The 13,111-nt window shown below is 65.3% G+C and carries 14 protein-coding genes; 12 read left to right on the forward strand and 2 right to left on the reverse strand.

The annotated features are described in order from the left end of the window. The first annotated feature begins 48 nt into the window (after positions 1–48). The 12 genes from ACVWY0_RS17475 (at position 49) to ACVWY0_RS17530 (ending at position 11,430) form a co-directional block, all read left to right on the forward strand. Positions 49–762 carry an HAD hydrolase-like protein gene (locus tag ACVWY0_RS17475; RefSeq protein WP_485837790.1) on the forward strand — a complete coding sequence of 238 codons (714 nt, stop codon included), beginning with the start codon at positions 49–51 and terminating at the stop codon, positions 760–762. Then, a complete protein-coding gene (locus tag ACVWY0_RS17480; protein ID WP_485837791.1) occupies positions 749–1,417 on the forward strand; it encodes a lysophospholipid acyltransferase family protein in 669 nt (222 codons plus the stop codon). Before ACVWY0_RS17475 ends, ACVWY0_RS17480 begins: the two co-directional genes overlap by 14 nt. A 19-nt stretch (positions 1,418–1,436) precedes the next feature. After that, positions 1,437–3,443 (forward strand): excinuclease ABC subunit UvrC, encoded by a 2,007-nt coding sequence (uvrC, locus tag ACVWY0_RS17485; RefSeq protein ID WP_485837792.1) that lies wholly within the window; start codon positions 1,437–1,439, stop codon positions 3,441–3,443. A gap of 72 nt (positions 3,444–3,515) precedes the next feature. Further along, on the forward strand, positions 3,516–4,439 hold the full coding sequence (gene rapZ, locus ACVWY0_RS17490; protein ID WP_058932525.1) for an RNase adapter RapZ: 924 nt from the start codon (positions 3,516–3,518) through the stop codon (positions 4,437–4,439). After that, complete coding sequence (locus ACVWY0_RS17495; protein WP_485837793.1) at positions 4,439–5,458, forward strand: gluconeogenesis factor YvcK family protein; 1,020 nt, start codon at positions 4,439–4,441, stop codon at positions 5,456–5,458. Before rapZ ends, ACVWY0_RS17495 begins: the two co-directional genes overlap by 1 nt. Before the next feature lie 9 nt (positions 5,459–5,467). Further along, complete coding sequence (whiA, locus tag ACVWY0_RS17500) at positions 5,468–6,448, forward strand: DNA-binding protein WhiA (RefSeq protein WP_056339766.1); 981 nt, start codon at positions 5,468–5,470, stop codon at positions 6,446–6,448. A 111-nt stretch (positions 6,449–6,559) separates the two neighbouring features. Then, positions 6,560–7,186, forward strand: coding sequence for a superoxide dismutase (locus tag ACVWY0_RS17505; protein ID WP_056339769.1), 627 nt, complete (start codon positions 6,560–6,562; stop codon positions 7,184–7,186). Positions 7,187–7,450: 264 nt separating this feature from the next. Beyond that, on the forward strand, positions 7,451–8,461 hold the full coding sequence (gene gap, locus ACVWY0_RS17510) for a type I glyceraldehyde-3-phosphate dehydrogenase (protein WP_485837794.1): 1,011 nt from the start codon (positions 7,451–7,453) through the stop codon (positions 8,459–8,461). Positions 8,462–8,471: 10 nt separating this feature from the next. After that, entirely contained in the window at positions 8,472–9,698 is a 1,227-nt protein-coding gene (locus tag ACVWY0_RS17515; RefSeq protein ID WP_485837795.1) for a phosphoglycerate kinase, read from the forward strand. A gap of 87 nt (positions 9,699–9,785) precedes the next feature. Further along, positions 9,786–10,601 carry a triose-phosphate isomerase gene (gene tpiA, locus ACVWY0_RS17520; RefSeq protein WP_485837796.1) on the forward strand — a complete coding sequence of 272 codons (816 nt, stop codon included), beginning with the start codon at positions 9,786–9,788 and terminating at the stop codon, positions 10,599–10,601. A 51-nt stretch (positions 10,602–10,652) separates the two neighbouring features. Beyond that, on the forward strand, positions 10,653–10,910 hold the full coding sequence (secG, locus tag ACVWY0_RS17525) for a preprotein translocase subunit SecG (protein WP_056339782.1): 258 nt from the start codon (positions 10,653–10,655) through the stop codon (positions 10,908–10,910). 124 nt (positions 10,911–11,034) lie between these two features. Then, positions 11,035–11,430: an RNA polymerase-binding protein RbpA gene (locus tag ACVWY0_RS17530; protein WP_485837797.1), complete on the forward strand. Its 396-nt coding sequence runs from the start codon at positions 11,035–11,037 to the stop codon at positions 11,428–11,430. Here ACVWY0_RS17530 and pgl read toward each other — a convergent pair. Together pgl and ACVWY0_RS17540 are read right to left on the reverse strand one after the other, a co-directional pair. Then, positions 11,383–12,201: a 6-phosphogluconolactonase gene (pgl, locus tag ACVWY0_RS17535; protein ID WP_485837798.1), complete on the reverse strand. Its 819-nt coding sequence runs from the start codon at positions 12,199–12,201 to the stop codon at positions 11,383–11,385. The two genes, ACVWY0_RS17530 and pgl, sit on opposite strands and share 48 nt — an antisense overlap. Next, a partial coding sequence (locus ACVWY0_RS17540) for a glucose-6-phosphate dehydrogenase assembly protein OpcA (RefSeq protein WP_485837799.1) occupies positions 12,191–13,111 on the reverse strand: 921 nt, incomplete at its 5' end. The genes ACVWY0_RS17540 and pgl, both read right to left, overlap by 11 nt.

Below are 13,111 nucleotides of genomic sequence, written 5' to 3' on the forward strand. Positions count from 1 at the left end.
CGGGCATGGGAGTTTCAGGCATGCTCGGTGTCGTGAGAAACTAAGCCGGTGACTCAAACAACAGTGCCCGTGATCTTTGACCTGGACGGCACTCTTGTCGATCCGGCCGGCGGAATATCCGGCGGAATCGCAGCAGCCCTTGCCGCCGCAGGTCTGCCGGTTCCTGGCCAGGACGTCCTGAACTCGATGATCGGCCCCAAACTCAGCGACGCACTCCAGAGTGTCTGCAAGGTTCCGGCCGAGATGCTTGACGAGGTCATCCGGACGTACCGGCAGTACTACCTGGCCACTGGGATAGCCCAGAGCCGGCTGTACCCCGGGATCAGGGAAGCGCTGGAGACCTTCGCGGCCGAAGGCAGGCCAGTGGCCGTCGCCACGCAGAAGCCCGAAGGGCTGGCCCAGATCGTGCTGCGCCACCACGGCATCGCCAACCTGTTCCAGTCCATCAGGGGTTCGGCAGACAACGAATCGTCAACGGACGGTCCGGTGGGGAAGGCAGAAATCATCGCCGCGGCCCTGACGGACCTCTCCACGCAGCACGCCGTTATGGTGGGTGACCGCGCCCAGGATGTGGCGGGAGCCATCGCGAACGGGCTTGACTGCATCGGCGTGGGCTGGGGTTTCGCTCCCGACGGCGAACTCGAGGAAGCCGGGGCCGTCACCGTGGTGGACACCACCGCGGGCATGGTTGCCGCCATCGGGCGCCTCGAAGCCATCCACGCTGCCGCGATGAGTGAGGTGCGCAACGATGGCGCTGTTTGAGGCGGTCCGCTGGACATTTCGCGGGCTCGTCGCGGGCACCTGCCGGCCCGCCGTCGTCGGCCTTGAAAACGTCCCGAAAGAGGGGCCCTTCATTGTGGCCCCGAACCATCTTTCCTTCTTTGACAGCGTCATTGTCCAGGCACTGATGCCGCGGCCCGTGGCCTTCTTTGCCAAAGCCGAGTACTTCACCACGGGTGGCGTGAAGGGCAAGGTCATGAAATCTTTCTTCGAGTCCGTGGGCTCCATCCCCGTGGAGCGCGGCGAGCAGGCAGCAAGCGTCCAGGCGCTCAAAACCCTCCTGGACATCCTCGAAGCGGGCAAAGGCATCGGCATCTACCCAGAGGGCACGCGCTCACGGGACGGCATCCTCTACCGCGGCCGCACCGGCGTGGGCTGGCTTGCACTGGCAACCGGAGCTCCCGTGATCCCAGTTGGACTGATCGGGACGGAGAACCTGCAGCCCGCGGGTGAGAAGGGCTTTAAGCCGCACCACTTCACCATGAAAGTGGGGGAGCCGCTGTACTTCGATAAAACCGGCCCGGATCATTCGCTGCCGGCGCGGCGGCAGGTAACGGACCGCATCATGGATGCGATCGCCGAACTCAGCGGCCAGGAACGCTCCACCAGCTACAACCAGAGCAAGGCCGCGGACTAGGCGTTAGTAGAATGAAGTAGTGGCAGATCCAGCAAGTTACAGGCCCCAGACGGGTGAAATTCCCACCAATCCCGGGGTGTACCGGTTCCGCGATCCCCACGGCCGGGTCATCTACGTCGGCAAGGCCAAAAGCCTTCGCTCGCGCCTGAACTCCTACTTTGCGAACCCGGCGGGCCTGCTGCCCAAAACCCACGCAATGGTTCACACGGCCAGCAGTGTCGAGTGGACAGTGGTGGGCAGCGAGCTGGAGTCGCTGCAGCTTGAGTACACCTGGATCAAGGAATACAAGCCACGCTTCAACGTGGTCTTCCGCGACGACAAAACGTATCCGTACCTGGCCCTCACCATGAGCGAGAAACTCCCCAGGGTTCAGGTCATGCGGGGGGACCGCCGCAAGGGAACCCGGTACTTCGGCCCGTACACGGCCGGCGCAATCCGGGAAACCATGGACACCTTGCTGCGGGTTTTTCCCGTCCGCAGCTGCAGCGCCGGGGTCCTCAAACGGGCCCAGGCGAGCGGCCGGCCCTGCCTGCTGGGCTACATCGACAAATGCTCCGCCCCGTGTGTTGGCCGGGTGACTCCCGAGGAACACCGGGCCCTGGCGGAGGACTTCTGCGCGTTTATGGGCGGCGAGGCCAAACGCTTCATCACCAAGCTCGAAAAGGAGATGGCCGACGCCGTCGGCACTCTCGACTACGAGCGTGCGGCGAGGCTCCGTGATGACATCTCCGCCCTGCGGAAGGTCTTTGAACGGAACGCCGTGGTGCTCGCCGACGATACCGACGCCGATGTCTTCGCGCTGCACGAGGACGAGTTGGAAGCCGCCGTCCAGGTGTTCCACGTCAGGGGTGGCCGGATCCGTGGCCAGCGCGGCTGGGTAGTGGAAAAAGTGGAGGACGCCACTACCCCGGATCTGGTGGAACACCTGCTGCAGCAGGTCTACGGCGACGACGGCGACAGCCATGGCAGGCTGCCCCGCGAAGTCCTGGTGCCCGTCGAACCCAGCAACGCCGCCGAGCTGACGGAATGGCTCGGCGGCCTGCGCGGAGCCAAGGTGGATGTCAGGGTGCCGCAGCGCGGCGACAAGGCCGCGCTCATGTCCACCGTCCGTGAAAACGCCGAGCACGCGCTCAAACTGCATAAGACCCGCCGCGCCGGCGACCTCACCGTGCGCTCCCAGGCACTGCAGGAGCTGCAGGAAGCCCTGGACCTGCCCGTGGCGCTCCTGCGGATCGAATGCTTCGACGTCTCCCACGTCCAGGGCACCAACGTCGTGGCGTCCATGGTGGTGGTCGAGGACGGGCTGCCCAAGAAGTCCGAATACCGGAAATTCTCCGTCACCGGGGCCGCCGCGGCAGACGACACCGCCGCCATGCACGACGTCCTGACCCGGCGCTTCCGGCATTACCTGCAGGACAAGTCGGCGCAGTCCCAGGCATCCACCCTGCCCGGGCACCAGGCCGCCTTGGAAGCAGCCGCTGATGCCGCGGTCCTGGACACCACTACGGCCGCCCCGCGGGCAAAATTCGCGTACCCGCCCAACCTGGTGGTGGTCGACGGCGGCAAGCCCCAGGTGAACGCCGCAGCCCGGGCCCTGGCGGACCTTGGCATTGAGGATGTCTACGTGGTGGGCCTGGCCAAACGCCTTGAGGAAGTCTGGCTGCCGGACAGCGACTTCCCCGTGATCCTGCCCAGGACGTCCCAGGGACTCTATCTGCTGCAGCGGATCCGTGACGAAGCCCACCGCTTCGCCATCACCTTCCACCGGCAGAAGCGCGGCAAGGCCATGACCGTCTCGGCGCTGGACGGAGTGCCGGGCCTTGGCGAGTCCAAACGCAAGGCCCTGCTCACCCACTTCGGATCCGTCAAAGGCGTGAAAGCCGCCACCGCGGCCGAGCTCACGGCGGCCAAGGGCATTGGACCATCCCTTGCCAACGCCATCGTGGCCCACTTCAGCGGCGACGACACGGCCGGCGATGCGCTTCCGGCCGTGAATATGGCCACCGGCGAAATCATTGAAACCTAGGTAGGGTAAGGAACGCAGGTTTCCGCCGTTGCGGGTGCCTGCCTTCATCTGGACAGAAACGGGGCGGAACGAATGGCAGACTCTACGGCGGAATCCGGGACGGAGCAGGACGGGCTGACGCCGGTCAAGCCCCTCGAAGCGGAACTGCTGGTGGTCACCGGTATGTCAGGGGCAGGACGCAGCACCGCCGCGGACGCACTTGAGGACCATGGCTGGTATGTCGTGGAAAACCTGCCGCCGCAGATGCTCGGCACCCTGGCCGAGATTGTCTCCCACGCGCCGCAGTCCATTCCGCGGCTGGCCGTGGTGATGGATGTCCGCAGCAAAGGCCTCTTTGTCGACGTCCGTGCGGCCCTGGGGGCCCTCGCCGCCAGTGGTGTCAAGTTCCGGGTCCTTTTCCTCGACGCCAAAGACGACGTCCTGGTCCGCCGGTTCGAGCAGGGCCGCAGGCCCCATCCGCTCCAGGAAGGCGGCCGCATCCTCGACGGCATTGCAGCCGAACGGGAGGTGCTCAAGGAACTGCGCGACAGCTCCGACGTCGTACTGGATACCTCGACCTACAACGTCCACGCCCTGGCTACCGCCATCACGGAACTCTTTAGCGAGACCGGCCCGGTGGCACTGCGGCTCAACGTCATGAGCTTTGGCTTCAAGTACGGCCTGCCGGTGGATTCCAACTACGTTGCTGACGTCCGGTTCATCCCGAATCCGCACTGGGTCCCGCAGTTGCGCCCGCATACGGGCCTGGACAAGGATGTCAGCGATTACGTCCTCGAGGCGGAAGGTGTTAAGAACTTCGTGGACCGCTATGTCCTGGCGCTTGAGCCCGTCCTGGACGGTTACCGCCGCGAAAACAAGCACTACGCCACCATCGCCGTCGGCTGTACCGGCGGCAAGCACCGGTCCGTGGCAGTCGCCGTCGAGCTTTCCAAGAAACTGGCACAGTATCCGCGCGTGACCGTGACCACCACCCATCGGGATCTGGGCCGCGAGTAATGGGGATGTTCACCGGGCCCCTCCCACTCGTACCGGTTTCCAGCGGAACGGCAGCCGGCCAGCAGGACAAGGGCCCCAACGTCGTGGCGCTCGGCGGCGGGCACGGACTGTCCGCTTCGCTCTCGGCGCTGCGGCTGCTCACCTCCGAGCTGACCGCCATTGTCACTGTGGCGGACGACGGCGGGTCTTCAGGGCGTCTGCGCGACGAGTACGGCGTCCTGCCGCCCGGAGACCTGCGCATGGCGCTCTCCGCCTTGTGCGATGACACGGACTGGGGACGCACCTGGCGCGACGTGATGCAGCACCGTTTCCGGCCCGGCCAGGGCAGCGGTGGATCGCTGGACGAGCATGCAATGGGCAACCTGCTCATCGTCACCCTTTGGGAGCTGCTGGGCGACACCGTGGCCGGCCTGAAGTGGGCCGGCGCCCTGCTCGGTGCCCGTGGACAGGTCCTGCCCATGTCCACCGTTCCGCTGACCATTGAAGGTGACATCCGCGTCACTGCACCTGACGGCACGTCGGCGCTCCAGACAATCCGCGGACAGGCCAGATGCGCCGTTGCCGGCTCGCTGGAGCACGTCCGGCTCCTGCCCGAACAGGCGCCGGCATGCGTTGAAGCCCTGACAGCCATCGAACTGGCTGACTGGGTCATCCTGGGGCCGGGATCCTGGTACACGTCCGTGCTGCCGCACCTGCTGCTCCCGGAAATGCGTGCCGCCCTGAGTGCCACAGCCGCAAAACGCTGCCTCACTATGAACCTGGCGACGGACACCAAGGAGACCACGGGCATGTCGGCGGCGGACCACCTGTACGCACTGCGCCGGTATGCGCCGGACTTCAGCGTCGACGTTGTCCTGGCGGATCCCGCGTCAGTGCCGGACCGGCAGGAGTTCGAGAAAGCCGCCGGGATGATCGGCGCCGAGGTTGTCTTGGGTAAAGTGGGGGCGTCGGGCCGCCGACCCGTCCATGACCCCCTGCGTCTGGCAGCGGCGTACCACGACATTTTTGGGAACAGTTAGGAAGGTGCCATGGCACTGACATCATCGGTCAAGGAAGAACTGTCCCGTCTGGACATAAAGAAATCTTCAGTCCGCAAGGCTGAGGTTTCGGCAATGCTGCGCTTCGCCGGCGGCCTGCACATCATCTCGGGCCGGATCGTGATCGAAGCCGAGGTTGACCTCGCATCCACGGCGCGCAGGCTCCGGGCAGCCATCGCTGAGGTTTACGGCCACCAGAGCGAGATCATCGTTGTCTCCGGCGGCGGACTGCGCCGCGGCAGCCGGTATGTGGTGCGGGTAGTCCGCGACGGCGAGTCCCTGGCCCGGCAGACAGGCCTCCTGGACGGCCGCGGCCGGCCGGTGCGGGGGCTTCCCTCGGCCGTCGTCAACGGCTCGGCCGCTGACGCCGAGGCCGTGTGGCGTGGAGCCTTCCTGGCCCACGGTTCCCTCACGGAACCGGGCCGTTCGTCATCGCTTGAGGTCACCTGCCCGGGTCCCGAGTCCGCGCTTGCCCTCGTTGGTGCCGCCCGCCGTCTTGGCATCCAGGCCAAGGCCCGCGAAGTCAGGGGAGTGGACCGTGTGGTGATCCGCGACGGCGACACCATCGCCGCCCTGCTTATCCGCATGGGCGCACACGACGCCCTGATGGTCTGGGAAGAGCGCAGGATGCGTAAGGAAGTCAGGGCCACGGCCAACAGGCTGGCCAACTTTGACGACGCCAACCTGCGGCGCTCCGCCCAGGCGGCCGTGGCCGCCGGTGCCAGGGTTGACCGGGCACTGGAGATCCTGGGTGACGACGTCCCGGACCACCTCAAATACGCCGGCGAACTCCGGGTGGCCCACAAGCAGGCGAGCCTGGACGAGCTGGGGCGCCTGGCAGATCCGGTAATGACCAAGGACGCCATCGCCGGCCGCATCCGCCGACTCCTGGCCATGGCGGATAAGCGGGCCATCGATTTGGGGATCCCTGGCACTGATGCCAATGTGACGCCTGAGATGCTGGACGAGTAGCGGCGCCCCTAGAATCAGAGCGTTCACCCTGATCATCCGGATGCCAGTCATCCGGATGCACAATCCGAGAGTTACAACCCGGACAGACCGTCCACGACATTGGAGGATTTTGTGACCGAGTACGTACTGCCAGAACTCAGCTACGACTACGCGGCGCTTGAGCCGCACATTTCGGCGCGCATCATGGAGCTGCACCACAGCAAGCACCACGCTGCCTACGTTGCAGGTGCCAACAACGCCCTTGCCCAGCTGGCAGAGGCGCGCGACAAGGGCGATTTCGCCAACATCAACCGCCTTTCGAAGGACCTCGCGTTCCACACCGGCGGCCACATCAACCACTCGGTGTTCTGGAACAACCTGTCACCGGACGGCGGCGACAAGCCTGAGGGCGAGCTGGCAGCTGCCATCGACGATGCCTTCGGTTCCTTCGACGCCTTCCGCGCACAGTTCTCCGCGGCTGCCCTTGGCCTGCAGGGATCGGGCTGGGGCTTCCTGGCCTACGAGCCGATCGGTGGCAACCTGGTCATCGAGCAGCTCTACGACCAGCAGGGCAACGTGGCTCTCGGCACCACACCGCTGCTGATGCTGGACATGTGGGAGCACGCCTTCTACCTGGACTACGTCAACGTCAAGGCTGACTACGTCAAGGCCTTCTGGAACATCGTCAACTGGGCCGATGTCGCCAAGCGCTTCGATGCTGCACGCACCAACGCCACGGGCCTCATCACCCTGCCGTAGTGACCCGCAGTACATGAGCGTGTAACAAACTTCACATTTCGGCGTGATTTCGGCCGGAATGTGGAAGGTCCGCCCCCGCACTTGCGGGGGCGGACCTACTTAAACGTAAGATGGATCACGGAAGGCGGTCTGCCTTCAGCAATGTGGCTGGTCGCCCTCCGATCTGTTAATCATCTCTGCCCAATGGCGTGCGGGATCTGTTAGTTGGCTTCAATGCCCGCTCAACTAGTTTGTGCTTAATCAAGCACCAAGGAGACTGAACAAGTGACGACCCGTATTGGTATCAACGGCTTCGGCCGCATCGGCCGCAACTACTTCCGCGCAGCCCTCGCACAGGGCGCGGACCTGGAGATCGTTGCCGTCAACGACCTCACCAGCCCTGAGGCACTGGCCCACCTGCTTAAGTACGACTCCGTCGGCGGCCGCCTGAAGGAAACCGTTGAGGTCAAGGACGGCAACATTGTTGTCGACGGCAACGTCATCAAGGTTCTCGCCGAACGCGATCCCGCCAACCTGCCCTGGGGCGAGCTGGGCGTTGACATCGTCATCGAGTCCACCGGCTTCTTCACCAAGGCCGCTGCCGCGCAGAAGCACATCGACGCAGGCGCCAAGAAGGTCCTGATCTCCGCACCTGCCTCCGACGAGGACATCACCATCGTGATGGGCGTCAACGAGGGCCTGTACGACAACGCGGCGCACAACATCATTTCCAACGCGTCCTGCACCACCAACTGCCTGGGCCCGCTGGCCAAGGTCCTCAACGACACCTTCGGCATCGAGCGTGGCCTGATGACCACCATCCACGCCTACACGGCTGACCAGAACCTGCAGGACGGCCCGCACAACGACCTCCGCCGTGCCCGTGCCGCCGCCATCAACATGGTCCCCACCTCCACGGGTGCGGCCAAGGCGATCGGCCTGGTCCTGCCCGAGCTCAAGGGCAAGCTGGACGGCTTCGCCATCCGCGTGCCCGTCCCCACCGGCTCGGCCACCGACCTCACCGTCACGGTCTCCCGCGAGACCACCGTCGATGAAGTCAACGCGGCGCTGAAGAAGGCTTCGGAGTCCGACGAGTTCCAGGGCATCCTGACCTACACGGACGCACCGATCGTGTCCTCGGACATCGTCGGGGACCCGGCGTCGTCGATCTTCGACTCCGGCCTGACCAAGGTCATCGGCAACCAGGTCAAGGTTGTTTCCTGGTATGACAACGAATGGGGCTACTCCAACCGCCTCGTGGACCTCACGGAGCTCGTCGCAGCCAAGCTGGGCTAGGGTTAGACACATGACATTCCACACCCTCAACGAACTGATCGCTGAAGGTGTCCGCGGGCGGTACATTCTTGTCAGAAGTGACCTGAATGTGCCGCTCGACGGCTCTACAGTGACTGACGACGGCCGCATCAGGGCCTCTCTGCCAGTACTGGGAAAGCTCACGGACGCCGGTGCCCGCGTGCTGGTAACAGCCCACCTCGGACGCCCCAAGGGCGCTCCGGAGGAAAAGTACTCCCTCCGGCCTGCCGCAGCGCGGCTCGCCGAACTTGCCGCCTTCAAGGTCTCGCTCGCGCAGGACACCGTGGGCAGCTCCGCTAAGGAACTCGCCGCCTCGCTTCAGGACGGCGAAGTCCTCGTCCTGGAGAACGTGCGCTTCGACGCCCGGGAGACCAGCAAGGACGACGCCGAACGCGGCGCCTTCGCGGACGAACTGGTGGCCCTGACCGGGGCCAACGGCGCCTACGTTGACGACGCCTTTGGTGCCGTGCACCGCAAGCATGCCAGTGTCTACGACGTTGCCACCCGGCTCCCGTCCTACCAGGGCGACCTTGTGCACACTGAGGTGGAGGTCCTGCGGAAGCTGACAGCTGACACGCAGCGGCCCTACGTGGTGGTGCTCGGCGGCTCCAAGGTCTCCGACAAGCTGGCGGTCATCGACAACCTCATCGGCAAAGCCGACACCATCCTGGTGGGCGGCGGCATGCTCTTCACGTTCCTGGCAGCAGAGGGCCACAGCGTGGCCGGTAGCCTCCTGGAAGAAGACCAGATCCCGGTTGTCCAGGACTACCTGAAACGGGCTGCCGGTGCAGGCACCGAATTCATTGTGCCCACCGACGTTGTGGTGGCCGGTAAGTTCGCGGCCGACGCTGACTACGAGACTGTCCCCGCGGACGGCATCGAGGGCAGCCGCTTCGGTGCCCAGGGCATCGGCCTGGACATCGGCCCGGACTCTGCAGCCGCTTTTGCGGACCGCATCAAGGGCGCCAAAACTGTGTTCTGGAACGGGCCCATGGGCGTCTTTGAGTTCGAAGCATTCTCCGGCGGAACCCGTGCCGTGGCCCAGGCCCTGACTGAGGTCGACGCCTTCACTGTGGTCGGCGGCGGCGACTCCGCTGCCGCCGTGCGGACGCTCGGTTTCGCTGACGACCAGTTCGGGCACATTTCCACCGGCGGCGGCGCCAGCCTGGAATATCTCGAAGGCAAGGAACTCCCGGGACTCAGCGTCCTGGACCGTTAGGAACCTGGACTGCCAAGTCCTCCGGCCGGCAGGGTGCCCGCGGGCACCCTGCCGGCCGCATACATATCAAGCACTTTTGGAGAACACGTGACTACGTCAACGAACGGCGCTTTTGACCGCACGCCTCTCATTGCAGGCAACTGGAAGATGAACATGGACCACGTCCAGGGCATCACCCTCCTGCAAAAACTGGCCTGGACCCTGTCCGACGCCAAGCACGACTACAACCGGGTCGAGGTTGCTGTCTTCCCGCCATTCACCGACCTCCGCGGCGTGCAGACCCTCGTTCAGGGCGATGAACTGGACATAGCCTACGGCGGCCAGGACCTCTCCCAGTTCGACTCGGGCGCCTACACGGGCGACACCTCCGGCCAGTTCCTGAACAAGCTGGGCTGCCGCTACGTCCTGGTGGGGCACAGTGAACGCCGCACCATCCACCAGGAATCCGACGAAGTGCTCAACGCCAAGGTCAAGGCAGCGTTCAAGCACAGTGTCACTCCGGTCCTTTGCGTGGGGGAAGGCCTGGAAATCCGCCAGGCCGGCACGCATGTCGAGCACACGCTGACACAGCTCCGGGCGAACGTCGCCGGTTTGACGGCCGAGCAGGCGGCAAAGCTTGTGGTGGCCTACGAGCCCGTTTGGGCCATCGGCACCGGTGAAGTGGCCGGGCCGGAGGACGCCCAGGAAATGTGCGCCGCCATCCGCGCGGAACTGGCCACGCTCTTCGGCGATGACGTTGCGGCGAAGATCCGGCTGCTCTACGGCGGCTCGGTCAAGGCCAACAATGCCGCCGCGATCCTGAAGGAACGCGACGTCGATGGCGTGTTGGTCGGCGGGGCAAGCCTCGATCCCGCGGAGTTTGCTAATATTGTCAGGTTCGAGAGTCACTTCGTGACGGACTAGTCCGTCACGAAGCTCCAGGCTCCCGCAATTCCAATCTTCTGAAAGGCCGTCGTGGACGTTCTTCATGTCATTCTGCAGATTCTCCTGGGCATCACCAGCCTTCTGCTGACCCTGCTTATCCTCCTCCACAAGGGCCGGGGTGGCGGGCTGTCGGACATGTTCGGCGGCGGTATGAGTTCCGGCCTCAGCTCCTCCGGCGTGGCCGAGCGGAACCTGAACAGGTTCACCGTGGTCCTGGGCGTTACCTGGGGCGTCGTGATCATCGCCCTTGGCCTGGTTATGCGCTTCAGCGGCGCAGGGGACTCATAGCCCCTGCAACTGATCGTCGCCCGGCACTGCCGCGATGGGGATCTCCGAACTAAACTGTGGCTGTTGGCTTCCAACAGCCACAGTTTTTGTTTAAGCAGCGTCGTTTAAGCAGCCAGGAGTCCCGATGGTACATAGTGCGTCAGCGTTCCGCGGCACCCGGGTGGGTGTCACAGAAGGAGCCGGTCCCAAGAACCAGACCGAAGCTGCCTCGGGCGAAAGGGTGCCCCGTATCAGGGTTTCCTTTTGGTGCGCCAAGGGGCATGAGACCCAGCTTGTTTTCCTGCGGTTGCCGGATGAGCAGCTTCCCACGGTCTGGGACTGCCGGCGCTGCGGGGCTCCGGCATCACGGGACGGCAAGGAAGCCGACCTGCCGGACCCGCTGGACGAAGGCTTCAAGAGCCACCTTGAATACGTTAAAGAACGGCGCTCCGACCAGGATGCCGAAGCTGTCCTGGCCGGAGCGCTGGAAAGGCTACGCGCCGGCGGCGTCCTTCCGGACGAGCTGCTGCGGGACGCGTGACGCTGCGTTTTCGTCGATAAGCCACAGCGTGCGGGATGTTCCCCGCGGGCCGGCCGCCGGCACCTGTACCGGGTTGGCGCCCGCCAGGGCCAGGCCAACAGCGCCGGCCTTGTCCTCGCCGGCCACCACCATCCAGACCTCGGCAGCCGTGTTAATGGCGGGAAGCGTGAGCGAGATCCGCTGGGGCGGCGGCTTGGGGGAATTGCGGACGCCAACGACTGTCCGCTCCTTCTCCCGGATTCCGCCCTGCTCCGGGAAGAGCGAGGCCACGTGGGCGTCCGGGCCAACGCCCAGCAGCACAACGTCCAGCCGCGGCAGTTCTCCCGGTTCGTCCGGACGGTCGTCGGACATGTCGGCAGCGTGTTCGGCCTGGGCTGCTTCCCGGAGCCTGCGCGCGTAGTCCTCGGCGGCTTCCTCGGGCGTGTCGAAGTCATCCGAGGAGGCTGGCTGGTTGATCCTTGCAGGATCAACCGGAATGCTCGACAGGAGTGCAGCAAACGCCTGCCTGGTGTTCCGGTCGGGATGGTCCGCGGCAACAAAGCGCTCGTCACCCCACCAAAAGTTCACCCTGGACCAGTCGACGGCCGGCGCCGCCGGGGAATCCGCAACAGCCTTCAGCGTTCCGATGCCTACTGTGCCGCCGGTCAGCACCACCGTGGCCTCACCGTGCTTGTCCTGCACATCCACCAGCTTGGTGATCAGGCGGGCCGCAATGGCGGCCATCAAGACGGACGAATCAGGATGGATGCTAACTCTTGGCTCAACGCTCACTGGGTCGGACACTCCTTAGATTGGTACGTGGCAGTCCAATAGTAATCACTTCGCCGAACACTTCGTCGGGGTCGAGGCGGCGGAGTTCTTCGGCGAGGCAGTCTTTGAGGCTGCGGCGTGGGAGGGAGATGCGTTGGGCGGGCTGTCCGGGCTGGGTGAGTTCGGCGACGGAGAGTCCGGGGCGGAAGAGCTGGACGTCGCCGGTGTGGCGCGTGAGCCGGACCCGGCGGATGCCGGTCCCGGCGGGGTCCGCGACGATGGTCACAGGCGCGTCCAGGGCCAGGGTAAGCCATGCCGCCAGCAGGATGGTGGACGGGGAGTCGGAGGCGCCTTCGACGGCCACGGCGGTCACGGGGGAGGAGTCCACCTGGTCCAGGACTGCCGCGAGCTGGATCCGCCAGTTGGTCAGCCGGGTCCAGGCGAGGTCGGTGTCCCCGGCCTTGTACGTGGCCCGGATGTTCTCCAGCGCGGCCTGGGGATCGGTTTCGTTCGCGGAGTCGGTGATCCGGCGGTGCGCGATCCGGCCCACGGAGGTTTCGCAGGCGTTCTCCGGTGCCCCGTGCGGCCACCAGGCCACGATCGGGGCGTCCGGCAGCAGCAGGGCCGCGACCAGGGATTCGCTTTCATGCGCGAGCTCGCCGTAGCCGCGGAGCACGATGACCTCGGACGCGCCGGCGTCACCGCCCACCCGGATCTGCGCGTCGAGCCGGTTCGGGGCCTGGGCTCCGGCGTCGGCGAGGACGATGATCCGGCAGGGGTGTTCACGGCTGGCCTCGTTCGCGGCCTCGATCGCTTCTTCCTCGAGCCCGGACCGGGTCACGACCACCAGGGTCAGGACCCGGCCCAGGGCGATCACACCGCCCTGCTCACGCAAGGAGGTGATCTTCTTGGAAATCTTCGAGGTGGTGGT

This window comes from Arthrobacter sp. UYNi723 (genome assembly GCF_054057635.1).

What these genes read in the sequence shown, in the direction of transcription:
- ACVWY0_RS17495 (WP_485837793.1), top strand. Translation starts at nt 4,439, where the DNA reads ATGGGGATGTTCACCGGGCCCCTCCCACTCGTACCGGTTTCCAGCGGA.
- ACVWY0_RS17480 (WP_485837791.1), top strand. Translation starts at nt 749, where the DNA reads ATGGCGCTGTTTGAGGCGGTCCGCTGGACATTTCGCGGGCTCGTCGCG.
- ACVWY0_RS17530 (WP_485837797.1), top strand. Translation starts at nt 11,035, where the DNA reads ATGGTACATAGTGCGTCAGCGTTCCGCGGCACCCGGGTGGGTGTCACA.
- whiA (WP_056339766.1), top strand. Translation starts at nt 5,468, where the DNA reads ATGGCACTGACATCATCGGTCAAGGAAGAACTGTCCCGTCTGGACATA.
- ACVWY0_RS17515 (WP_485837795.1), top strand. Translation starts at nt 8,472, where the DNA reads ATGACATTCCACACCCTCAACGAACTGATCGCTGAAGGTGTCCGCGGG.
- rapZ (WP_058932525.1), top strand. Translation starts at nt 3,516, where the DNA reads ATGGCAGACTCTACGGCGGAATCCGGGACGGAGCAGGACGGGCTGACG.